The 21,684-nt window shown below is 53.6% G+C and carries 20 protein-coding genes, 1 pseudogene and 1 riboswitch; of the genes and pseudogenes, 16 read left to right on the forward strand and 5 right to left on the reverse strand.

Annotation, left to right across the window (positions count from 1 at the left end):
• Positions 1 to 13: 13 nt before the first annotated feature.
• From ACI7RC_RS01530 to ACI7RC_RS01555, 6 genes are all read left to right on the forward strand, one after another.
• A complete protein-coding gene (locus ACI7RC_RS01530) occupies positions 14 to 1,240 on the forward strand; it encodes an MFS transporter (RefSeq protein WP_408106449.1) in 1,227 nt (408 codons plus the stop codon).
• A gap of 476 nt (positions 1,241 to 1,716) precedes the next feature.
• Positions 1,717 to 3,330 carry an ABC transporter substrate-binding protein gene (locus ACI7RC_RS01535; protein ID WP_408106450.1) on the forward strand — a complete coding sequence of 538 codons (1,614 nt, stop codon included), beginning with the start codon at positions 1,717 to 1,719 and terminating at the stop codon, positions 3,328 to 3,330.
• Positions 3,331 to 3,352: 22 nt separating this feature from the next.
• Positions 3,353 to 4,345 (forward strand): ABC transporter permease, encoded by a 993-nt coding sequence (locus tag ACI7RC_RS01540; protein ID WP_408106451.1) that lies wholly within the window; start codon positions 3,353 to 3,355, stop codon positions 4,343 to 4,345.
• Positions 4,342 to 5,157 (forward strand): ABC transporter permease, encoded by an 816-nt coding sequence (locus ACI7RC_RS01545; protein ID WP_408106452.1) that lies wholly within the window; start codon positions 4,342 to 4,344, stop codon positions 5,155 to 5,157. Before ACI7RC_RS01540 ends, ACI7RC_RS01545 begins: the two co-directional genes overlap by 4 nt.
• A 54-nt stretch (positions 5,158 to 5,211) precedes the next feature.
• The gene (locus ACI7RC_RS01550) at positions 5,212 to 6,156 is read left to right on the forward strand and encodes an ABC transporter ATP-binding protein (RefSeq protein WP_408106453.1); all 945 of its coding nucleotides are present in this window, start codon (positions 5,212 to 5,214) and stop codon (positions 6,154 to 6,156) included.
• Positions 6,146 to 6,754: an ABC transporter ATP-binding protein gene (locus ACI7RC_RS01555; protein WP_408106454.1), complete on the forward strand. Its 609-nt coding sequence runs from the start codon at positions 6,146 to 6,148 to the stop codon at positions 6,752 to 6,754. The genes ACI7RC_RS01550 and ACI7RC_RS01555 overlap by 11 nt, the downstream gene beginning before the upstream one ends.
• A 106-nt stretch (positions 6,755 to 6,860) precedes the next feature.
• On the opposite strand, the gene ACI7RC_RS01560 is transcribed toward ACI7RC_RS01555, so the two are convergent.
• Positions 6,861 to 8,360: an Ig-like domain-containing protein gene (locus ACI7RC_RS01560; protein WP_408106455.1), complete on the reverse strand. Its 1,500-nt coding sequence runs from the start codon at positions 8,358 to 8,360 to the stop codon at positions 6,861 to 6,863.
• A gap of 444 nt (positions 8,361 to 8,804) precedes the next feature.
• A riboswitch (cyclic di-AMP (ydaO/yuaA leader) is annotated at positions 8,805 to 8,960 on the forward strand.
• A 259-nt stretch (positions 8,961 to 9,219) separates the two neighbouring features.
• Here ACI7RC_RS01560 and ehuB point away from each other — a divergent pair.
• The 6 genes and pseudogenes from ehuB to ACI7RC_RS01590 form a co-directional block, all read left to right on the forward strand.
• Positions 9,220 to 10,050: an ectoine/hydroxyectoine ABC transporter substrate-binding protein EhuB gene (gene ehuB / locus ACI7RC_RS01565; RefSeq protein WP_408106716.1), complete on the forward strand. Its 831-nt coding sequence runs from the start codon at positions 9,220 to 9,222 to the stop codon at positions 10,048 to 10,050.
• Between the two features lie 26 nt (positions 10,051 to 10,076).
• The gene (ehuC, locus tag ACI7RC_RS01570; RefSeq protein ID WP_408106456.1) at positions 10,077 to 10,733 is read left to right on the forward strand and encodes an ectoine/hydroxyectoine ABC transporter permease subunit EhuC; all 657 of its coding nucleotides are present in this window, start codon (positions 10,077 to 10,079) and stop codon (positions 10,731 to 10,733) included.
• A 2-nt stretch (positions 10,734 to 10,735) separates the two neighbouring features.
• Positions 10,736 to 11,386 carry an ectoine/hydroxyectoine ABC transporter permease subunit EhuD gene (ehuD, locus tag ACI7RC_RS01575; protein ID WP_408106457.1) on the forward strand — a complete coding sequence of 217 codons (651 nt, stop codon included), beginning with the start codon at positions 10,736 to 10,738 and terminating at the stop codon, positions 11,384 to 11,386.
• Between the two features lie 17 nt (positions 11,387 to 11,403).
• Positions 11,404 to 12,228: an ectoine/hydroxyectoine ABC transporter ATP-binding protein EhuA gene (gene ehuA, locus ACI7RC_RS01580; protein WP_408106458.1), complete on the forward strand. Its 825-nt coding sequence runs from the start codon at positions 11,404 to 11,406 to the stop codon at positions 12,226 to 12,228.
• A 132-nt stretch (positions 12,229 to 12,360) separates the two neighbouring features.
• Positions 12,361 to 13,392, forward strand: coding sequence for a TolC family protein (locus ACI7RC_RS01585; RefSeq protein ID WP_408106459.1), 1,032 nt, complete (start codon positions 12,361 to 12,363; stop codon positions 13,390 to 13,392).
• A gap of 144 nt (positions 13,393 to 13,536) precedes the next feature.
• Positions 13,537 to 13,659: pseudogene (locus ACI7RC_RS01590) on the forward strand (BCCT family transporter); the annotation flags it as partial.
• A 154-nt stretch (positions 13,660 to 13,813) separates the two neighbouring features.
• On the opposite strand, the gene ACI7RC_RS01595 reads toward ACI7RC_RS01590, so the two are convergent.
• The 4 genes from ACI7RC_RS01595 to ACI7RC_RS01610 all read right to left on the reverse strand — a co-directional run bounded on the left by ACI7RC_RS01595 (position 13,814) and on the right by ACI7RC_RS01610 (position 17,332).
• Complete coding sequence (locus tag ACI7RC_RS01595) at positions 13,814 to 14,014, reverse strand: twin-arginine translocase TatA/TatE family subunit (protein ID WP_408106460.1); 201 nt, start codon at positions 14,012 to 14,014, stop codon at positions 13,814 to 13,816.
• Positions 14,015 to 14,033: 19 nt separating this feature from the next.
• On the reverse strand, positions 14,034 to 14,768 hold the full coding sequence (tatC, locus tag ACI7RC_RS01600; RefSeq protein WP_408106461.1) for a twin-arginine translocase subunit TatC: 735 nt from the start codon (positions 14,766 to 14,768) through the stop codon (positions 14,034 to 14,036).
• Positions 14,769 to 14,842: 74 nt separating this feature from the next.
• A complete protein-coding gene (locus ACI7RC_RS01605; protein ID WP_408106462.1) occupies positions 14,843 to 16,564 on the reverse strand; it encodes a GMC family oxidoreductase in 1,722 nt (573 codons plus the stop codon).
• A 21-nt stretch (positions 16,565 to 16,585) separates the two neighbouring features.
• Positions 16,586 to 17,332, reverse strand: a complete 747-nt coding sequence (locus ACI7RC_RS01610; RefSeq protein WP_408106463.1) for a gluconate 2-dehydrogenase subunit 3 family protein — start codon at positions 17,330 to 17,332, stop codon at positions 16,586 to 16,588.
• Positions 17,333 to 17,681: 349 nt separating this feature from the next.
• On the opposite strand from ACI7RC_RS01610, the gene ACI7RC_RS01615 reads away from it, so the two are divergent.
• From ACI7RC_RS01615 to ACI7RC_RS01630, 4 genes are all read left to right on the forward strand, one after another.
• Positions 17,682 to 18,659, forward strand: coding sequence for an aromatic acid exporter family protein (locus ACI7RC_RS01615; protein ID WP_408106464.1), 978 nt, complete (start codon positions 17,682 to 17,684; stop codon positions 18,657 to 18,659).
• A 238-nt stretch (positions 18,660 to 18,897) separates the two neighbouring features.
• Positions 18,898 to 19,311, forward strand: a complete 414-nt coding sequence (locus ACI7RC_RS01620; RefSeq protein ID WP_408106465.1) for a MarR family winged helix-turn-helix transcriptional regulator — start codon at positions 18,898 to 18,900, stop codon at positions 19,309 to 19,311.
• 157 nt (positions 19,312 to 19,468) lie between these two features.
• Positions 19,469 to 20,614: an N-methyl-L-tryptophan oxidase gene (gene solA, locus ACI7RC_RS01625; protein WP_408106466.1), complete on the forward strand. Its 1,146-nt coding sequence runs from the start codon at positions 19,469 to 19,471 to the stop codon at positions 20,612 to 20,614.
• A gap of 62 nt (positions 20,615 to 20,676) precedes the next feature.
• Positions 20,677 to 21,558 carry an NAD(P)-dependent oxidoreductase gene (locus tag ACI7RC_RS01630; protein WP_408106467.1) on the forward strand — a complete coding sequence of 294 codons (882 nt, stop codon included), beginning with the start codon at positions 20,677 to 20,679 and terminating at the stop codon, positions 21,556 to 21,558.
• Positions 21,559 to 21,684: the final 126 nt, after the last annotated feature.

Genomic DNA, 21,684 nt, shown 5'->3' on the forward strand with positions numbered 1-21,684 from the left:
AAGGGGGAACGTTATGAGCCGCATTGCCGCTTTGGCAGGAAATAACTATTTTATTCTCTTTCTGCTTTTTTTCGGCTGGATTCTTGCATACCTTGACCGGATGGTCATCAGTGTTGCCCTGACCTCGATTGGAAGCGACCTGCACCTGGAGGCAAGTTCATTGGGGATTGTCCTCAGCAGTTTCTTTGCCGGCTATGCATTGATGCAGATTCCAGGCGGCTGGCTGGCAGATAAGTACGGATCAAAAAGAATCATGATCGTGGCGCTGATCATGTGGTCGCTGTTTACCGCGATGACAGGGTTGGCGTGGTCATTGATGTCGCTGCTGGCCATTCGGTTTTTGTTTGGGATCGGTGAAAGCGGGTTTCCGGCAGCCAGCTCCAAGGCGATAGCCGAATACTTCCCTAAAGCGGGAAGAGCAAAAGCGCAATCGGCGATGTTGTCGTCCAATGCGTTCGGTGCCGCCCTCGCTCCATTGTTTGCGGCACCGATGATGATTTGGCTGGGATGGCGAAAGATGTTTGTGATGATTGCGCTGGTCGGATTCATTCTCGCCGTCGTGTACGCAATTTTCCTGCGCAAGCCTGTCCAAAGGGGGGACGACAGCGCAAAGCCATCCGAGCAAAGCATGTCCCTGAAAGATTTGCTGCAGACGCCGACCATGTGGAAACTAGTGGTTGCCTGGTTTGGATTGGATGTCGTGCTATGGGGTTTTGCCTCCTGGCTGCCCTCCTATCTGTTAAAAGTCCGTAACCTGGATTTGCTGCAGGCCGGCTATGTAGCTTCCCTGCCGTTTTTCGCCGGGGGGATTGCCATGCTTCTCGGAGGCTGGCTGGTCGACAGGTACTTTGCAGGCCGTGAAAAGTATTTTGCCATCGTGGTCCAAATAGCAGGGGTAATTTTCCTGTACCTGATGTTTACGACAAAGGGGCTGGAGTCGGCGATTCTCTACCAGATTCTCTCCGCCTTTTTCCTTTATGCCGGATTCGCGGGGATCTGGTCCCTGCCTGTAAAAATCCTTCCGACCGAAGTGATGGGTTCAGCCTCCGGCATGATCAATTTTGGAGGACAGGTGGCTGGTTTTGTTTCGCCTATGGTCATGGGATTTTTAATCACCGCATTTAACGGCTCCTATGACGCCGCTTTTTGGTTCCTCATTCTCTCCGCTGTGATTTCGATCATTGCCTGCATGACGCTCGGCAACACTCAAAAATCACTGCAAACGAGAGTCGCCGGTTAGATAGAAAACCTTCATTTTCGAAGATGGCAGCCACAGCCTCCTTCGGGTTGAAGATGGCCGATGGATCCAAAAACGTAAATAGAGCGCCCTAATAAATGAAAGGATGTGTCTGGGAGACATCCTTTTTGTTTTCCTTGTATTATACGGTTTAGAAAACATATAATATAGTAGGTTTATTGGCTTCCGCGGGTGCCGATAGTCTGCTTGCGGCATGCGGGATGATCCATACACAGTTCCCCGAAGCAGTTCGTTACCCCTATTTTTCTGGCGACCGCCAAACATAGTTGTTTTTCCCCCAATGCAGCCATATCCTTCTATTAAAGAAGTGGAAAGTTTTCGGAAAGCAATGAATCTAACAACGGCAGTCCATGCAGCTGTCAGCAGTTTATCTTTGCTGCAGGTAAGGAAGAAACGAATCTACATATATAGAGACGAGATAAAATGATGGGTACGTTTGGAATGGAGTGATCTTAGAAATGTATAGAAAATGGTTATTAATTCCAGCTATATCGCTATTGGCGTTTTCTCTCCTCTTCTTAACCGGTTGTGCAACGGCAAAGAATCAGGGGAGTACAGCAGAAACGGCAGGGAAGAAGGATGAATTGATCCTCGCGATTGGCTACGAGCCGGAAGATGGCTTCGACCCGACTACCGGATGGGGACGTTACGGCTCGCCGCTGTTCCAAAGCACCATTTTGAAGCGTGACAACAATCTGAAGATCGTAAACGATTTGGCAACGGGATACGAAGTAAGCGATGACGGGTTGGTCTGGACGGTCCATCTTCGCGATGATGTAAAATTCTCAGATGGCCGGCCGTTGACGGCTGAAGACGTGGTGTACACCTACGAGACCGCTGCGAAAAGCGGTTCGGTTCTCGATCTTGGCGTGATGAAACACGTAGAGGCCGCCGATCCCCATACGGTCAAGTTTACGCTGCAGCACCCGCAGTCCACCTTCGTCAATATCCTGGTTGCCACGGGGATTGTACCCAAGCACGCCCATGGTGATGACTACGCCAAAAAACCGATTGGATCCGGACCTTACAAGCTGGTGCAGTGGGATGCAGGCCAGCAGTTGATCGTCGAGGCCAACCCCGAGTACTACGGACCGAAGTCGGCCTTTACAAAACTGACCTTTCTCTTCCTGAACGAGAATGCCGCATTTGCCGCTGCCAAAGCCGGTGAGGTAGACATGGCTTTCGTCCTGCCGACCGTCGCCCGGCAGGAGGTGCCCGGCATGCATCTCGTCGCCGTCGACAGCGTGGACAACCGGGGAATTCTCTTTCCTACGGTAGGCTCCGGCGGAACAACCAAGGACGGAGCTCCCATCGGGAATGATGTGACTGCCGATAGCTCGATTCGCAAGGCGATTAACCTGGCAGTGGACCGGAAAAAGCTGGTTGATGGGATTTTTGAAGGCTTTGGCACGCCTGCTTACTCGGTGGCTGACGGCATGCCTTGGTGGAATCCGGATACAGTGATGGAGGACGGCGATCTGGAAGGGGCCAGAACCATTCTCGCGGAGGCCGGATGGAAGGATGCCGACGGCGACGGAATCCTGGAGAAAGGCTCTCTGAAAGCGGAGTTTACGCTTATTTACCAGGCTGACGACGAATCGCGCCAATCGCTCGCGATCGCCGTGGCCGATATGCTGAAGCCGCTGGGAATCGCTATCAAAGTGGAAGGCAAGAGCTGGGACGACATCGAACATATGATGCATTCGAATGCCGTGCTGTTTGGCTGGGGCAGCTATGATCCGCTGGAGATGTACAACCTGTACAGCAGCAAGACGGCAGGCGCCGGCTGGTACAATACCGGCTTCTACGCAAACCCTGCCGTGGATGAATACATGGAGAAGGCGCTCAAGGCGACGAGCGAAGAAGAGGCGCTGGTCTATTGGAAAAAAGCGCAATGGGACGGAAAGACGGGATTCAGCGCCAAGGGGGATGCGCCCTGGGCCTGGTTAGTCAACCGGCAGCACCTGTATCTGGTACGGGATGGCCTGGATATCGGCAAACCAAAAATCCAGCCCCACGGACATGGATGGCCCATTACAGACAACATCGTAGAATGGTCCTGGAAGGAATGACGGGCAAGGGGGAGAAGTCGGGTTGGACGTTAGAGGCTTTGGTTTTTTTCTTTTGCGAAAACTGCTTCGAATGGCAACATTGCTAATCGCTCTAAGCGCGCTCTCCTTCTGGCTGGTCAGCTGCTCCCCTCTGGACCCGGTGCAAGCATATGTCGGGGCTGACATGACGAGAGTAAGTCCCGAGCAGCGGGAAGTGATTGCCGAGTACTGGGGACTGAACCAGCCGCCGCTGACGCGGTTTTTCCATTGGGGATCAGCAGTTCTGCACGGGGATTTGGGGACTTCGATGATCTTTCGCCGTCCGGTTGCAGAGGTGATCGGCGAGCGTTTTCTGTCTTCACTGTCCTTGATGGGTGCAGCCTGGCTGTTTTCCGGGGTGCTGGGATTTGCGCTTGGGGTACTTGCCGGGATGAAACAGGGCACCTGGGCGGATCGCCTCGTCAAATGGTACTGCTTTACCCTTGCATCTACTCCCGCGTTTTGGCTGGGGCTTTTGCTATTGATGGTATTTGCCGTATGGCTGGGTTGGTTTCCGGTAGGCTTAGGGGTTCCGGCGGGGAAACTGGCTGGCGATGTGACGATCGCCGACCGCATCCACCATCTCATCCTGCCAGCGCTGACCCTGAGCATTCTCGGTGTTGCCAATGTCGCCCTGCATACGAGGCAAAAGCTCGTCGACGTACTGGCCAGCGATTATGTCCTGTTTGCCAGGGCCCGCGGAGAGGCCGGGCTGCTGCTGTTTTGGCGGCACGGCCTGCGCAATGTCGCCTTGCCGGCCGTCACGATCCAATTCGCTTCCTTCGGTGAGCTGGTCGGCGGGACCGTCCTGGCGGAACAGGTCTTCTCTTACCCGGGCCTTGGTCAGGCAACGGTTCAGGCGGGGCTGCGGGGGGACGTACCGCTGCTCTTGGGGATCGTCCTGTTTACCGCTCTCTTTGTTTTTCTCGGCAACCTTGTCGCGGATATCATCTACCGCCTGGTCGATCCGAGGATGAGGAAGGGGGAGGCGGCGTGAACCGCAGGCAGAAAACCCTGATCTCTACTGTACTGACCGTTCTGCTGTTGACTGTTGTCATCGCTTGCGGACTATTGCTTGGCGATGAGCGGATCACGACAAATTTGGGGGCGAGAAATATCTCTCCCGCGTTTGACCATCCGTTCGGGACGGATTGGCTCGGCCGGGATATGTTTGCCCGGACGGTGAAAGGGCTGACAGTAAGTATCGGCGTTGGCATCACCGCTGCCGCAGCAAGTACGGCAGTTGCACTTGCATTGGGGATGCTGGCAGCCACGATGGGCAAGGCTGTCGATGCCGCCATCTCTTGGTTGATCGATTTGTTTTTGGGCGTTCCTCACCTGGTTGCCCTGATCCTGATTTCGTTTGCGCTGGGAGGGGGAATGAAGGGAGTAGTGGCCGGCATTGCGCTCACCCATTGGCCAAGCCTGGCGCGGGTGATTCGGGCCGAGGTCATGCAGCTTCGTTCGGCCGAGTTTGTCCAGATTTCCCGGCGGCTGGGCAAGTCGCGATGGTGGGTGGCCAGCCGTCACATGCTGCCCCATCTGATCCCGCAGCTGCTCGTCGGCTTCGTGCTGCTGTTTCCCCACGCCATTTTGCACGAGGCGGCGATCAGTTTCCTGGGCTTTGGCTTGTCCCCGCACCAGCCGGCGATTGGCATCATTCTCTCGGAATCAATGCGGTACTTGACGACAGGCATGTGGTGGCTTGCCTTTTTTCCGGGGCTGTCCCTGCTCGTCATCGTCCGGGCCTTCGATATTCTAGGCGACAACCTGCGCATGCTGGCTGATCCCCATCGCGCCCATCAATAAATCGGCTGACAAACCGGTATAACGAATCGAAGCAGAGAGGAGGGAGGAAGGAACGTGCGAACCCAGACAGTGACCGCACCGATCCTCGAGGTGCAGGACTTGAACGTATCATTTGTGCAGTATTCGGGCGGCCTGCGGCAAAGGAGCCTGGAGGTGATCAGCAGACTGTCCGTATCGATTTATCCCGGAGAAATTCTGGCTGTCGTAGGTGCGAGCGGTTCCGGCAAAAGCTTGCTGGCCCATGCCGTGCTCGGTCTTCTGCCTGGCAATGCCGTCACTTCCGGTTCGATCGTATTTGCCGGCCAAAAGCTGACACCAGAGCAGCAGGCATCGCTAAGAGGACGGGAAATCGCGCTGATTCCGCAGTCCGTCAATTACCTCGATCCCTTGATGCGAGTGGGTAAACAGGTGCGTACGGCTGTGAATGGCGGCCAAGCTGCCGACATCCAGCGCGAGGTATTTGCCAGGTACAATCTGCCCCCTGATACAAAGCGGCTGTTTCCCTTTCAATTGTCAGGAGGCATGGCGCGTCGCGTCCTTGTCTCTACCGCATTGGTCAGCGGTGCTCGGCTGGTGATCGCTGACGAGCCGACACCCGGACTTGATGAAGCGGCGGTCGAGGAAACCTTGGGGTATTTTCGGGAACTGGCAGAAGAGGGCCGAGGTGTGATGTTGATCACGCACGATATCGAAACAGCGCTCAAGATCGCCGACCGCATCGCCGTCTTTTATGCGGGCACGACAGTCGAGACCGCGCTTGTGACGGATTTTACCGGAGAGGGTGAGGCGCTCCGCCATCCCTATACCAAAGCACTGTGGAGAGCGCTGCCGCAAAACGGTTTTGAACCGATTCCGGGGTTTCAGCCTCCGCCCCATGCGCTGCCTTCCGGATGCCTGTTTCACCCCCGCTGTCCCATGGCTGCGCCTGAGTGCGACACCGATCGCCCGGAAGAGCGGAATGTGCGCGGGGGAACTGTGAGGTGCATCCATGCAACTTGAAGCGAAGCAGATTGGTTTTCGCTACGGCCGTGACCGCTGGGTGCTGCGGGGAGTTGACATCACGATCCAGGCGGGTGAAGCGGTCGGGTTGGTGGGGCCGAGCGGCTGCGGCAAAACGACGCTGGGACGTATCCTGGCCGGTTATGAGCGCCCTCATGAAGGCAGCGTGACACTCGGCGGGGCATCTTTGCCGACTACGGGGTATCACCCTGTTCAGCTTGTCTTCCAGCATCCCGAGAAAGCAGTCAATCCGCGCTGGCGCATGCGACAGACCTTGATGGAGGGCGGGACGCCGGACGATTCGCTGCTCGCAGCGCTCGGGATCCAGCAGGAGTGGCTGGGCCGCTGGCCAAACGAGCTGTCGGGAGGAGAGCTGCAGCGTTTTTGCGTAGCGCGGGCGCTGAGTCCGCAGACTCGTTTTTTGATTGCCGATGAAATGACCGCGATGCTCGATGCCATCACACAGGCGCAGATCTGGCGCGTAGTGCTTGAACATGTCCAGAGGCATGAGATGGGACTGCTCGTGGTAAGCCATGATGCCAGCCTGATCAAGCGGATTTGCAGCAGGGTTATCGATCTGAGGCAATTTTCACAGTAGCGCTTCGACTTATCGCCTGCCGGCCAATTGGTAGAAGCGACTAACGAATCGCCCAAGCCGACACTCGCTTTGAATGCCGGCCAAGGGCGATTTTTTACATGGAATGCTACTTTTTCACCTGGATCGTGAACATTGCGCTTTTCCCTTCGAGAGAAGCTGTAATCTTCGCCTTGCCTTTTTGTTTTGCCGTAATTTGTCCGTCTCCATCTACTGCGGCCACGTTTTCGTCGGATGATTGCCACTTGACCGCGCTTGTCAAAGCTTCCTCCGTTCCGTCATCATAAACGGCCTTGACCTGAAGCTGTGTGGTATCTCCGAGGGTCAGTTTCAATTTGTGATCGTAGGCATGTTGAAGCGAGATGAGCGTCTTTGCCTTTCCGTATTTAATCAGGTAGATGTCCCGCTTGTCAGCAAGGGTCGTGCTTTTTTCCCAATATTGACCCAACAGCAGATATTCACCAGCCCCCTGGGGAACCGCCCCGATCACCCGCACTTGCGGGAAGGTGACGGTTTTCTCATCCAACAGGTTGCCGGAATCATCCAGCGTCATGAAACTCCAGTCTGAGGGTTCATTCCGTTCCGACCCGAGCAGCGCGATCAGCATATAGCCTCCGTCAGCCCTCTCAGTCAGGGACAAGCCGATTTCACCGCGTTCTTCTTCTCCGTACTGCTGCCGCCAGACCACATCTCCCTTGGCATTGATGTGCCAGGCTAAGATGTCATTGTACGCAGGATCGTACCTGTACCGGTTTACATAACCGGTAATGAGCAGTCCGCCGTCGCTTGCGGGCAGGACCGAGTGGATCGTCACAGAACCAACCTCATCATAGGTGTGCTTCCAGATGACTTCGGCATCTTCGGTCAGCTTTGCGATGTACAGCTGCGAGTCGCCGGAAGATACTGTCCCTTGCAGATAGACGTCTTTGCTGTCCGTAATGATAATCCGGTCTGCCGAGCTGAAGTTCGGTGTGTCCCATGTTTTATCCCATTCGACTTTGCCTGAAGCTGTGATTTTTACGAGGTGGACGAGAGACTTTTTGCCTGTGTCGTAGCCGCCAGGGTAGTAACGTCCAGCAGCGATCCAGCCGCCGTCGGATGTTTCCGCAAAATCGCTGTACAACAGGGAATAGTACTGCGGGATCATCGCACCGCCTTCTACTGCGATCTGTTTCGTCCACTCCGTTTTTCCGGTTTCGCTCAAGCGGACCAACTGCAGCTTTTCCGGTTGGGAGCGAAGCGCCCCCATGACGAGAAAACCGCTTGTCTTTGCCTGCTTGACGCTGGCAATCCAGAAGTCCTCCGGCATCCGCTTGGTCCATTCTTCTTCACCGGCCGCATCTACTTTCAACAGCAGCGGGGGGAGGATATGGTAGGCAGTATCCGTTTCGTCTGCCCAGACAAGCGCTCCGCCGTCTCGAGCGGCCACGACCTTCTTCACCAATTCCCGCGTCTCATCCTTGACATAGCGTTTCGACCACTTCATCTGCGGCTCCAGTTCCGCCGCGGCAGCTTGTCCGCATAGACAGAGGAATACCGCCAGAAAAAAGACGGTTGTCCGCATGGCCAAGCGCTGGAAGCTGCACCTATCTGTCTCTCTTGCCCACATGCTTGTCACACTCCTTTTCACCAGAATGGAAATATATGTGTGGTTCACCCTATATATAAGGAAAGCGCGATGGCTTGTACAGGAACCGAATTCCTAGTAACGCATGGTAATTTAGCTCCCTTTTTTAACGGAATCATCTGTTTCTGCTACTTCGTAACCAGAAACTTGAACCTTTAGTCCATTTTTTTCCATCCGATTCATCAGGCAATGTCCATGTCCGGCACGGTAGCCAACCCTCACTGCGCCTTCTAAAAGGTGGACTTGCCAGCATCTGGCTCCAATTGGGAGGAAAAGGGAGGCTCGGTCCGGTCAGCGGGAGTATCGGAAAGAGAGCCGGCTATCTCGCCTATTATCAGAATATATCGAGGATGAGTTGAAATTTTTGCTGTGGTACCATAGAAAACAACAAAGCGGCACACAGACTCAAGGCTTGCTTTTACAACTGAATACAAAAGGCCTAATTCCATCTTTGGATGGGAGCGGGGGAACCAGGTTTTTGGGGTTAATCCTTGAAGTGATATCAGGAGGGATGTTTTAGAGCTCAGCTTCTCTGCCATCCTACCCGTCAGCTAACCTCGCCGGCTAATGCAGAGAAGATCCTGGAAAACGGGTCGCATAAATAGGCGGAATATTCCGTTTATTTGGCGAGCAGAGCACGGTCTGAGGTATGGTCGTTTTAAGGCCAGACCGATAATCAGGCGATGAATACCGGTGCAGACTTTTTTCCTGGAACTTCGGTTCTAGGGGAAGAGCAGGCACCGGTTATTTATTTTTAGGCACCAGCTAGAAAGGGGAAAGAACATTGAACAAAAAGGGGCTTTCATTTTTGCTTACAGGAGTTTTGTCGATAGGGTTGTTGATGGCAGGCTGCAGCAGCTCCGGGGGTGGGGCGAATGAGGAGAGCGGAGTCTCTACACTTGAAAAAGCCAAGCAGCAAGGAGTTGTGACGGTCGGATTTGCCAATGAGAAGCCGTACGCGTATCAGACACCGGACGGCAAGCTGAGCGGTGAGGCGGTCGAGGTAGCGAGAGAGGTGCTGAAGAACATGGGCATAGACGAGATGAATGGGGTACTGACCGAATTCGGCTCGCTGATCCCGGGACTGAATGCCAAACGCTTTGACATTATTACGGCGGGGATGTACATCACACCCGAGAGAGCGAAAGAAGTGGCCTTTGCCAACCCGGAGTACAGCATTGGCGAGGCTTTGGCCGTGAAGAAAGGGAATCCCAAGGATCTCCACAGCTATAAGGATATCGCCGAGAAGAAGGCAAAAATCGGCGTGATGAGCGGCGCGATAGAGATTGACTATTTAAAAAAGTCGGGCGTTGGCGATGACCAGATGGTGATCGTGACCGACCAGCCATCGGCTGTGGCGGCACTGCAGTCAGGCCGGGTGGACGCGATTACGATGACGGGGCCGTCTCTGCAAGCGGTGCTGGATTCGGCAAAGGATAGCGGCATCGAGCGGGTCATGGAGTTCGATCAGCCGGTCATCGATGGACAGAGTATCCGCGGTTACGGAGCTGCTGCGTTCCGCAAAGAGGATCAGGATTTCCTCAAGGCGTACAACAGCGAGCTGCAAAAGCTGAAGGAGTCCGGCAGACTGCTGGAAATTCTGGAGCCCTTCGGCTTTACGGAGCAAGAATTGCCGGGTGACATGACAGCAGAACAGCTTGTCAAAGAATGAAGTAGACAGAAAGGAGCAGGCACCTTATGAATACAGATGCAGGGGCCGGGTTCCTGGCGCCGCTGATGAGCGGCGCCGGAATGACGGCACAGATATTTGCCTATTCGGCTGTTCTCACCATCGCCATTGCTTTTCTCGCAGGCTTCGGCCGGATGTCAAAGCATACCCCGATACGCATCGCAACGGCGGTCTACGTCGAATTTTTCCGCGGTACCTCTCTGATGATTCAGCTGTTTTGGCTGTATTTTGCCCTGCCGCTGCTCGGTTTCGAGCTCACACCAATGGCAGCCGGACTTATTGCGATGGGATGCAACTATGGCGCATACGGCTCGGAGATTGTCCGAAGTTCGATTCAGGCGGTCCCCAAGGGGCAGATCGAGGCAGCCATTGCGCTCAACATGACGCCCTTCCAGCGCATGAAAAAAATCGTCCTGCCCCAAGCGGTCGTCATGATGCTGCCGGCATTTGGCAACCTGCTGATCGAGCTGTTAAAAGGGACATCGCTCGTTTCGCTGATTACGCTGGCCGATTTGACGTTCAAGGGCATGCTGCTTCGCACGTTTGACATTTCCAGCACCCCGCAAATCCTGGGGCTGTTGTTGATCATGTACTTCGTCATGGCGGCAGTCGTCACGCTTGGCGTTCGCCTGCTTGAAAAATTTGTTACAGCGGGGAGGACATAGGTATGTGGAATTGGGAATTCGCCATGTCTGTGCTGCCCAAATTGCTCAGTGTCATTCACATCACGATCATGACGACGATTCTTGCGTTTTTCCTGGCCTTGATCCTTGGATTGCTGCTCGCTTTGGGGCGGCGCGCAAAGTTTAAGCCGCTGTCCTGGACCGTTGCGGCCGTGACCGAATTTATCCGCAGTACGCCGCTATTGATCCAGTTGTACTTTCTCTACTTTGCGCTCCCTGTCTATGGGATTCACTTCTCCGCCTTGACCATCGGGGTGCTCGGGCTCGGAATCCACTACAGCACCTATCTGTCAGAGGTGTACCGCTCCGGCATCGAGGCCGTATCCAAAGGTCAGTGGGAAGCGGCAACCGCGCTCAATTTTTCCAGATGGAAAACCTGGACGAAAATCGTCCTGCCGCAGGCGATTCGGCCGATCACTCCGGTGCTGGGCAACTACCTCATCGTCATGTTCAAAGAGACGCCGCTGCTTTCGACGATCACCGTGGTGGAGATGATGGCGACGGCCAAGTTGATCGGCGCCGCTTCTTTCCGCTATGTGGAAGCATTTACCGTTGTCGGTCTCTTGTTCCTGCTGCTCAGCTACCCGTCCGCCCTGCTCATCCGGCGCTTGGAAGCGCGAATCAGCTTAAAATAAGAAAGGGGATAGATCGTATGAATATGCCGCTCGCAACGAAAGAGGAAGCTACGCCGGTTGCCGGAAGGATCAGTCCGCTTGTCCGCTATCAGAATATCAGCAAGTCGTTTGGGGAACAGCAGATACTCGATGGAATCAATCTCGATATCGCATCCGGCGAAAAAGTGGCGGTAATCGGACCCAGCGGTTCTGGCAAAACGACGCTCGCCCGTCTGCTGATGACCTTGGAGGAGCCCACCTCCGGAACGATCGAGGTGGACGGGGAACTGCTTTGGCACAAACGAGTGAATGGAAAGCTGGTCCGGGCTAACGAAAAGCATTTGCACAGAATTCGCGGAAATATCGGCATGGTCTTCCAGCATTTTAACCTTTTTCCGCATATGACAATTCTGCGAAATTGTACGGAAGCGCCCGTTCACGTGTTGGGCATGCCCAAAGAGGAGGCCAGGGAGAGAGCTGTAGAAATGCTGAGAAAGGTAGGGCTTGAAGATAAAACAGAGGCCTATCCTTCCCAGTTGTCAGGCGGACAAAAACAGCGGGTTGCCATCGCCAGGGCGCTCGTCATGCGGCCAAAGGTCATGGTGTTTGACGAACCGACCTCCGCACTGGATCCGGAACTTGTCGGCGAAGTCCTCGCCGTAATCAAAGAGATCGCCCGCGAAGGGGAGATGGCGATGCTTCTCATCACGCATGAAATGGAATTTGCCAGAGAAGTGGCGGACCGCGTGGTCTTTACGGATGGAGGAAAAATTGTCGAACAGGGCCCGCCCGACCAGATCTTCGGTAATCCGCAAAGTCCGCGGCTGCAATCATTCCTGACGAGGTTCCGCACTAAACGGTAACTGATTCCCCCGAAAAGAATTTTATCGATTTGCCTTGTAACTATTCACACGCAGCACCGTCCTATAGTAGAGGCGTGGCAGAGGGAAGCTTTGCCTGCCGCAACCATCAGTCAGATACGAGGTGCTAGTTTTGTGAGATTGCGTAGTCCCCTGATCGCAGCGGCAGCGGCTGCGGTGATGCTGGCCGGATCACCTGTGATGAAGGCAGCCGCTGACACATCTTATCAATCGATCCAGCTTACCGATTTAACACTGCAGGAAGCAGTAGAAAAAACCCTGGGGAGCAATATCGACCTGGCGATCCTGCGGCTTGATCTGGATTCGGAAGAAGCGAGATTGCAGTTGGCCCGCTTCGCGTCCAAAAGCATCAACGCGAAATTGGAAATGACTTTGGACCGGGCGTTGAGCAAATACGAATCCCTAGCCAAAGCCGAAAAGGAAAAGGAACTGAAGCGCTACTCCGTAGAAGCGCAGGAAAAAAAGCTGAAGCTGGACACCGCCAGGGCATTTTATGAAGTGCTCTACACACAGGAAAATCTGGAACTAAAAATGCGGCAATTTGCCCAAAGCGAGAATGAAGAGGGGAAAAAGGCGATAGCGGATGCCGAAGACAATTTTCAGAAGGCATTGTCCCGATTAAATGAATGGATGGGTGAGAGTGACGACGTACAGTGGAAACTAAACGAGAGTCATTTTCTCCCATCCAACGAACTGCCCGCACTTGAGCTTGCGATTGAAAAGGCCTGGCAGCAGCGGCCAGAAATTCTCAAAAAACAGGCGGAACTGAAAGCATTTGAAGTAAGAGCCAACATAATCTACTTGTATTCCTCCCTGGAAACGTACCGGGGGCAAATCGCCAAGAACGATGTGAAGAAAGCGGGATTGGAGCTCATAAAGCTGCAAGAGGCAGCGAAGAAGGATGTGACGGCGAATTACGGCAAGCTCGAATCTGCCCTGGCGAAGCAGGCAGAGATGAGTCTGGCGCTGCAGGCTGCAGAGGAGGCCGATCAGAAGGCGAGTGAAGAATACCAAAAAGGCAGGATGACCCTGGCTGAACGAAGGCAGGCGGAAGAATCGTGGTACAAAGCCAAGGCAGATTATCTGGCGGCCGTTTACGCCTGCAATCTCGCTTTCGCCGCCTATGAGTTCTCGATTGGAGAGTAAGCATCCGATAGCAGTTGGAAAGACCGCTTTATGCCGGATGAGCGGATAAGCGTGTTTTTTTGCAGGGAAAGTGGACTTCAGAACGGCCCTTGTTCTCTGGGGGATCGCGGCGCCTGACATGATGGCCCGGTATGCGACGGCAAGGACGAGGATAAACCAGAGTTCCCGTATTTTACATGGATCGGCATGCTGTTTAGTGCCGGGTACGGCGTAAGGCTTGTCTTTTGGGGCGTCGCCGAGCCGATGAGCCATTTTCTGACGCCGCCTTCCGTTTACGTTGATTTTGTTCTTGATGTCAGCGGCCTTGTTCAAATCGTTGAAGGCGGAGAAAAAAGGCAGCAAGGCAAAAAAAATAGACGTGCTAGCTACACCCATCACTATCACCGGCGGATGCTGCTGCACGTCCATGCGGAAGCTGCTGTTATTTTTTTTCAGGGTTTTGTGTGTTTGTTCCCTTTGATTCGTCCGTAATCTCTTCGACAACTCCTTTGGTGGAAGAGCGAAATTCGCGGAGCGTATCACCCAGCGCTCGGCCCAGCTGCGGAAGTTTTGACGGTCCGAAGACAACCAATGCAATGACGAGAATGATGATCAATCCGGGAATTCCGATGTTGTTAAACACTGTAGTTTCCTCCTCTTGTTTACGACTCAGGCGCAAGCGAACGGTTTGATCTGCGCAAATACCATCCCGAGCAGATAATGCTCAGCTCAAACAGGAGAATGAGCGGAATCGTGACTGATAAATGCGAGACAAAATCCGGCGGGGAGATCATCGCCCCGACAATCGCCAGGCCCAAATAGACGTATTTGCGGAATGACCTTAACTGAGCGGGATTGATGAGGCCGAGCTTGGTCAGGAATAACACGACTGCCGGCATCTCAAATGCGACCGCCATGGGAAAAATGACGTTGAACATAAACGAGAAAAAGCGATCAATTCCATACGTTTCCACTGCTCCGATGCTCCGGTTCACGTTCGACAGAAAGGAAACCATCATCGGAAAGGCGACGAAATAGCTAAACGCCACCCCACAGAGAAACAGGAAAAACGACAATGGAACGAACCAGATCGTTTTCCGTGCCTCATCGTCGGTCAGGCCCGGTCTGACAAATGCCCACGCCTGGTAGAGGGCGAGCGGAAGCGTCAGAAAGAGGGCGACCAGAAAGCCGCATTTCATATAAATGAACATTCCATCAGTAAATGAGAACACGTTCCAGACGATATGGGCAGCTACAGGCTGAGACTTTATGAATAACAGAATGGAAGGGGATAGGGCCAAGCCGATGCAAAGAGACAAAAGAAAACAGACGATGACCCAGATGAGCCGTTTCCGCAGTTCGGTCAAATGGGATACAAATTCCTGGTTGTTTTGCATACACACCCCTCAAATAAAAGTTATATAGAAAAGCGAAAATCGCTTTTCTATATAACCTTGTCGCTTGAATCAGACTAGACCAGTGGTCCGCCTTGCTTGATGTATTTCAAAATGCCTTCCGCGGCCCGGTAGGACAGCGCTCCGACAGTTGCAGTCGGGTTGTAGCCGCCATTGTGGGCGAAGGCGGATGCGCCGACGACGAACACGTTTTCTGCGTCCCACATCTGCAGGTAGGAGTTGACGGCGGATGTGGCCGGATCAGCTCCCATGATGACGCCGCCTGTGTTGTGGGTGGATTGATACGGTGTAATGTTGTACGGCTTCAACGTATCGCTTACCTGTACACTTGTCGGATTTATGGCTTTCATGAGTTCGCCAACCTTGCCGGCCAGGAACTTGGTCATTTCCCTGTCTTGATCTTCCCAGTCGAAGGTGATCCGCAGCAGGGGGTTGCCGTACGCATCTTTGTACGTCGGATCCAGATCGATGTAGTGATGCTGCCAGGGCAGGCTTGCCCCTTGGGCAGAGAAGGTAAGCGTTGAGTTCGCATACTTGATCGATGCCTGCTTGAATTCCTTGCCCCAGGAAGGAGTTCCGCTGGGCACCGTGTTGCTGGCGATCGGACGAGCCCCGGTCTGGGTGAAGCGAATGCCCGCGCCATGCAGGAAGTTGAGGTCGCTGTGGTCAAAGTTGTCCCCGTTAAAATCGCTGATCTCCACACCGAGGGCACCCGCTCCCATAAAGGTGTTGAACTGTTTGTCGTCGAAGAAACCGGTTGCTTTGGCGCCGTTCATTTGGTACGCGTAGTTTCTCCCGATGACACCCGTACCGGTAACAGGATCGTACGGTTTACCCAGCTTGGAGAGGAGCAGCAGACGAGCGTTGTTCATGGTAAAGCTGGTCAAGATCACCAGATCTGCCGGCTGCTCGATCTCTTCGCCGGTAATGGTATTGACGTAGACGACACCGGTCGCTTTTTTTCCGTCATGCAGGATTCTTGTCACATTGGAATGAGTGCGCAAATCGAGATTTCCTGTCTTTTGGGCGACCGGGATGACTGTCACGACCGGATCGGCTTTGGCGCCGTACTCACAGCCAAACCGTTCGCAGTAGGCACAGTACTGACACGCGGCCCGCTCGACGCCGTCCGGGTTTTTGTAGTTCTCCGTCAGGTTGGCCGATGGAATGATGTACGGGTGGTAGTTCAGCTTTTTGGCTGCATCCGAAAACAGTTTCATCGCAGGGGTTACTTTCATCGGAGGAGTAGGGAATGGATTAGAGCGTTTGCCGACCATCGGGTTGTCTTCGGCCTCGCCCGAAATGCCTGCCATCTTTTCGTATTTGTCGAAGTAAGGCTCCAGCTCGTCGTAGGTAATGCCCCAGTCCTGAATCGTCATGCCCTTGGGAATCTTCTTTTCGCCGTAGCGTTTCACAGTCATCGATCTGATCTCGAAGTCGTACGGCAGGAAACGACCGTACTGGCCGTTCCAGTGGGAACCTGCACCGCCAACACCGTCGCCCAAAAGGAAGGAACCGTACGTGCGCATGGGGAGTGCGCGCATTTTTTCGTTATTGCGGAAAGTGACGGTCTCCAGGGAGAGGTTTTGCATCAGTTCATAACGCTGGGCATAGCGCAGTTCGTCGTGGGCCATGTAATAATCACTAGTGCTTCGTCCTTTTCCCCGTTCCAGTCCGACTACTTTTACTCCGGCTTTGGTCAGCTCTGCGGCGATAATACCGCCGGCCCAGCCCATCCCGACGATTACAACCGGAACTTTAGGAAGCTTCTTACTCATCTATGTCATCCCTTCCTGATCTCAATGACCCATGTGGTCACGGAGACTTTTTGGATCTAATTTGACAAACTCATCCTTCTCGATCATGGCGGCGTAACTCATCTGGTTGCCCGGATAGTTGCGCATTTTCCAGCCTTGCATGTCTTTATTGCCGCCGTACATGGGATCTGCATAAACGCCTTCAAGGGTCATACTGCGCAGCAGGTTGAAAAATTCCTTGGTGGTAAGACCTGTCAGCTGGAATTCTTTTCCTTCCTCAAATACCTTTAACACGTCGTCTTGCTCTGTTTCTGCAAGCTCGGTGAATTTCTTGTTGTATTTCTTTTGGCTGTAGTCGTTTAACCCTTGCAGGCCCAAGGTGAAGATCTCTGAGCGTTTCAGCGAAGTTTGCATGCCTTGTGTCGCTTCGCCCGGATAGAACGGCCCTGTCATGTAGTCTTTCGCATTGATCCCCCACGGACTGGCCAACTGGTGGTCGATGTAGAAGGCTACGCCCAACTCCTTCGCGCCAGGGCCAATTTCGTCTTTCGGAAAGATGCGCTCAGAGGCGGCATCCGTCAATTGGTACTGCTCTTGATTGAAGAACATCAAGGCTTGATTGTAGTCGACTGATTTTTCGACGACCTTCTCTACTTCTGTCTGCTTATTGCCGATCAGTGAACCGCCGAGTACGCCCCCGACGACGAGTCCCCCCAAAGCAATCCCCGAATTCTTCAGGAATTCGCGCCGGGAGTTGCTCTTCGGCTGTTTCGAATGGATATCTGCCATCGCAATTCCTCCTCTTTCCCTTCTCTCTGGTGCATAACAAGACTTCACGTAAACATAAGCAATACTTTGTCCCTATGGATTCCCCCCTGAAAAAAGTAAAGTTACTTAAGTAACAATTACCTAGATAATAATATTCCTGATGATTATACCTGTCAAACCATCTGTTAATTCTGTCAGTTCATGACCGGCTGCAGTGGAAACGGGGCGCTTTTTCCCGGGGCCGGGCAGGGCGGAAGGGCATGCAGACGACGGGAATAATTCTTGGGTTTTGCAGTCCTGTTGGGTTGCGGTATACTTGTGGGGTACTTCATTTTTGGCGGAAAAGCATGAGGATGGAAGGATTGAGCTTATGGCTTTTAAAATAGGTTATCGCACCATAAAAACCGCAATCGGAACCGGAGTCTCTATCTTGATCGCCCAGCAGTTGGGGCTCGCCTTTTACGCGGCTGCCGGGACGATTACGATTCTCTGCATTCAGGTGACCCGCAAACAGTCGATTCAGACGGCAGTCAAACGGATACTGGCCTGCCTGCTCGGGCTGGCGATTGGCGTCGCCCTGTTTGCCTTGCTCGGATTTCAGCCGGTAACGCTGTCCCTGCTGATTCTCGTCTATCTGCCGCTGGCCGTCCGCTTTAAGATTCAAGAGGGGTTCGTCACCAGCATGGTTGTCCTCTTGCACCTCTATTCTCTGGAACGGCTGGATATGCCGGCGATACTGAATGAACTGGCCTTACTCGTCATCGGGGCCGGTGTCGCCCTGTTGGCCAATCTCTACATGCCCAGCCTGGAAAAGGAACTGAAAGGCATGGTGACTGCGGTGGAACGCAACTTCGCCATCATTTTGCAGGAGTTTTGCTACTACTTGCGCCACGGTCAAAGCGATTGGAACGGGGGTGAGATGCTGGAGACGGAGAATCTGTTGAAGGAAGCCAAACTTTTAGCCGCCCGTGATGTCGAAAACAGGATTGGCGGAAAGGAAGATTCGTTTTACGACTATTTTGTCATGCGGGAAAAGCAGTTTGAATATTTGGAGCGAATGCTCCCGCTCGTATCGACGTTGAGTGTACAGGTGCCTCAAGGGCAGCAGATTGCGGACTTTTTGGATCAGTTGAGTCATTCGATCCATCCCGGAAATACAGCCTATCGCTTTTTGGACAAATTGCGCCTGATGCGCGAGGAGATCCGGGAAACCCCGCTTCCGCAGACGACCGAAGAATTTGAGACCCGCGCAGCGCTTTTCTACCTGCTGCACGAGATTGAAGAATACCTGTACATCAAGCACAAGCTTGGCAAGAGGGGCCCGGCACCGGAAAAACAGTACGCGTAATCTGGCTGCGTCCGGTTTGCACAAGACAGCACGATGCTCTGAGGATCTGGGTACAAGCTGGTTCCCAAAAGATGGACGAAGTCGATTTGTGATTATACAACTTTTTTGATAATATAAATAACGTTGAGCAACGATGAGAAACAAGCATCGAACATGCTGTGTTTGCAGCAGTTCGGGATTTGCCCGTGTTCCATCTCCTTAAACAAGACGGTTTGATCATTCGTTTAGGAGGGAAAAAATGGATCTCTATGGACATAAAATCAACCAGGCAGCGAGGAAAATTGCCAAGAAAACAAACGAAAAGCTCTCTTGTCTGGGCTTGTACAGCTCACAATGGGCGATTATTTATTACTTGCATATTCGCGGTCCGCTCACGCAAATCGAGATCGGCTGTTATCTCAACGTGGAAGCTCCCACGATTACCAGAACGTTGGCGAGGCTGGAGGAGCTTGGGTATGTGGTGAGAGAAGCGGGGGAGGACAAGCGGGAGCGGAAGGTATTTTTAACTCCCAAAGCAATCGAGACGATTCCCTTGTGGCAGCAGGCGGCAGACGAATTGGAAACCGTTGTGGTTCAAGACATTGAAGAACACGACCTGGCTGTATTTCAGCGTGTCTTGCAGCAGATGATGAAAAATCTCGATTCGATATGAGTTCATGTGTGGCAGTGCGCGGGAGCACTGTCATTGATCGCAGGCAAGCTTTTGCCGCTGCGTCCCAGCCGCCGAAAAATGCGGCTATTTTTATTTCTCTGAATAATGGTAATATAATTTTGAAGAGTAGAAACCTTACCAGTCAGGGGAAATGGACATGTCAAAATCTTTCGATGTCATCGTAATCGGATTGGGCAGTATGGGCAGTACGGCAATCTATCAATTGGCGAAACGCGGTCAGCGCGTTCTCGGACTGGAACGCTTTGGCCCGGCACACGATCAGGGGTCCCATCACGGCGGCTCGCGGATTATCCGGCAGGCGTATTTTGAAGACCCGGCGTACGTCCCGCTGCTGCTTCGGGCCTATGAATTATGGGAGCAGATTGAACGGGAGAGCGGTGCCGACATCATGACCATCACGGGTGGCCTGATGATGGGAAAACCGGACAGCATGACGCTAAGGGGCAGCCTGGAGAGCGCCAAGCGGTGGAACCTGCCCTACGAAATGCTGGATGCAAAAGAGATCAAAAGCCGCTTTCCCGCCTTCAATCCCACCCCCGATCTCGTCGGCCTTTACGAAGCAAACGGCGGCTTTGTCCGTCCCGAAGCAAGCGTGTATACGCATTTGTGTCAAGCAGAGCGGCACGGAGCGGAACTTCACTTTCACGAGGCAGTCACGGCTTGGGAGGCGGCCCCATACGGCGAAGGCGTCCGTGTCACTACAGAGAAGGGGGTCTACGAGGCGGGACGGCTGATCGTCTGCCCGGGTGCCTGGGCACCCGATGTACTGGCCGATTTGGGGGTAAGCTTTGCCGTGGAACGAGGGCTGATGATGTGGTTTGAGCCCGTGAACGGGTTGGAGCCGTTTCGAATTGGGAAGCATCCCATCTACATCTGGGAGGATGATGGAGCCCATCTGTACGGTTTTCCCGCTCAAGGTCTGTCCTGTGAAGGGGTCAAGATCGGCGGTTTCTACGCGGGGACCCCATGTACGACAGACACGATCGACCGTCAGGTACACGATCATGAGATAGAGGAAATGCGGGGCTACATCAGAGATCGCTTTCCAGCGTTAAACGGCAAATTCATCCGGGCCAAGACGTGTTTCTTTACGTTTACCGCTGATCAGCACTTTGTCGTCTCCCCGCATCCTAGGCACCCGCAGGTCGCCATAGCCGCCGGATTTTCCGGGCACGGCTTCAAATTTGCCAGTGTGGTGGGAGAGATTTTGGCTGACTTGACAACTGTCGGCACAACGTCACATCCCATCGAGCTGTTTCGGCCGGAGAGGCTGATGACGTAAGGGATGCCATTGCCCATAATATATGATAAAATATTACAAAAATATGAAAAGGCGTGAGGATATTGGCATTGACGAAAGAAAATACCGTTGTTGGTTTCATCGGACTTGGCGTGATGGGCAAAAGCATGGCGTCCCATATTTTAAAAGCCGGCTATGAGGTGGTCGTCTACAACCGCACCAAGGCCAAAGCCGAGGATCTGCTGGCTTCCGGAGCGCAGTGGCAGGATACTGTTGCAGGAGTTGCCGCTCGGGCCAATGTCGTGATCACCATGGTCGGCTATCCGCAGGATGTAGAAGAGGTTTACCTGGGAGCGGGAGGAATTATTCCCAACGGACAAGCCGGCAGCTATCTGATCGACATGACGACCTCGACGCCGTCACTCGCGGAAAAGATCTACGCCCGAGCGAAGGAGAACGGCATGCACGCATTGGACGCGCCAGTCTCCGGCGGAGATGTCGGGGCGCGGGAAGCCCGTTTGACGATTATGGTCGGAGGGGACGAGGAAGACTTCGAAGCCGTCAAACCGATCCTCAGTCTGATGGGAACCAATATCGTGCTGCAAGGAAAAGCGGGGGCAGGGCAGCATACCAAAATGTGCAATCAAATTACGATCGCGTCCAACATGATCGGAGTCAGCGAGGCAATCGCTTACGCGAAAAAAGCCGGACTTGACCCCACCCGCGTTCTGGAAAGCATCGGGACAGGGGCGGCAGGGAGCTGGTCCTTGAACAATTTGGCTCCGAGAATGATCGCAGGTAATTTCGACCCGGGCTTTTACGTCAAGCACATTATTAAAGATATCGGCATTGCATTTGACTCGGCCAAAGAGATGGGCCTGATGACTCCTGGACTGGAGCTGGCAAAATCGCTGTACGAAGAACTGGCCGCCCAAGGGGAAGAAAACAGCGGCACACAGGCGCTCATCAAACTGTACGACAAGTGAACCATCGGCGAGACCATCGGCCATCCTTTGTGATGGCCTATTTTTTTGCGCTATCCGGTACGAAGATATCAAGATCAACGAAAAAAGGGATGCCGCTGGATGAATTCTCCACGGGCATCCCTTGTT

The organism is Brevibacillus sp. B_LB10_24 (assembly GCF_046036945.1).
Classification (GTDB): Bacteria; Bacillota; Bacilli; order Brevibacillales; family Brevibacillaceae; genus Brevibacillus_C.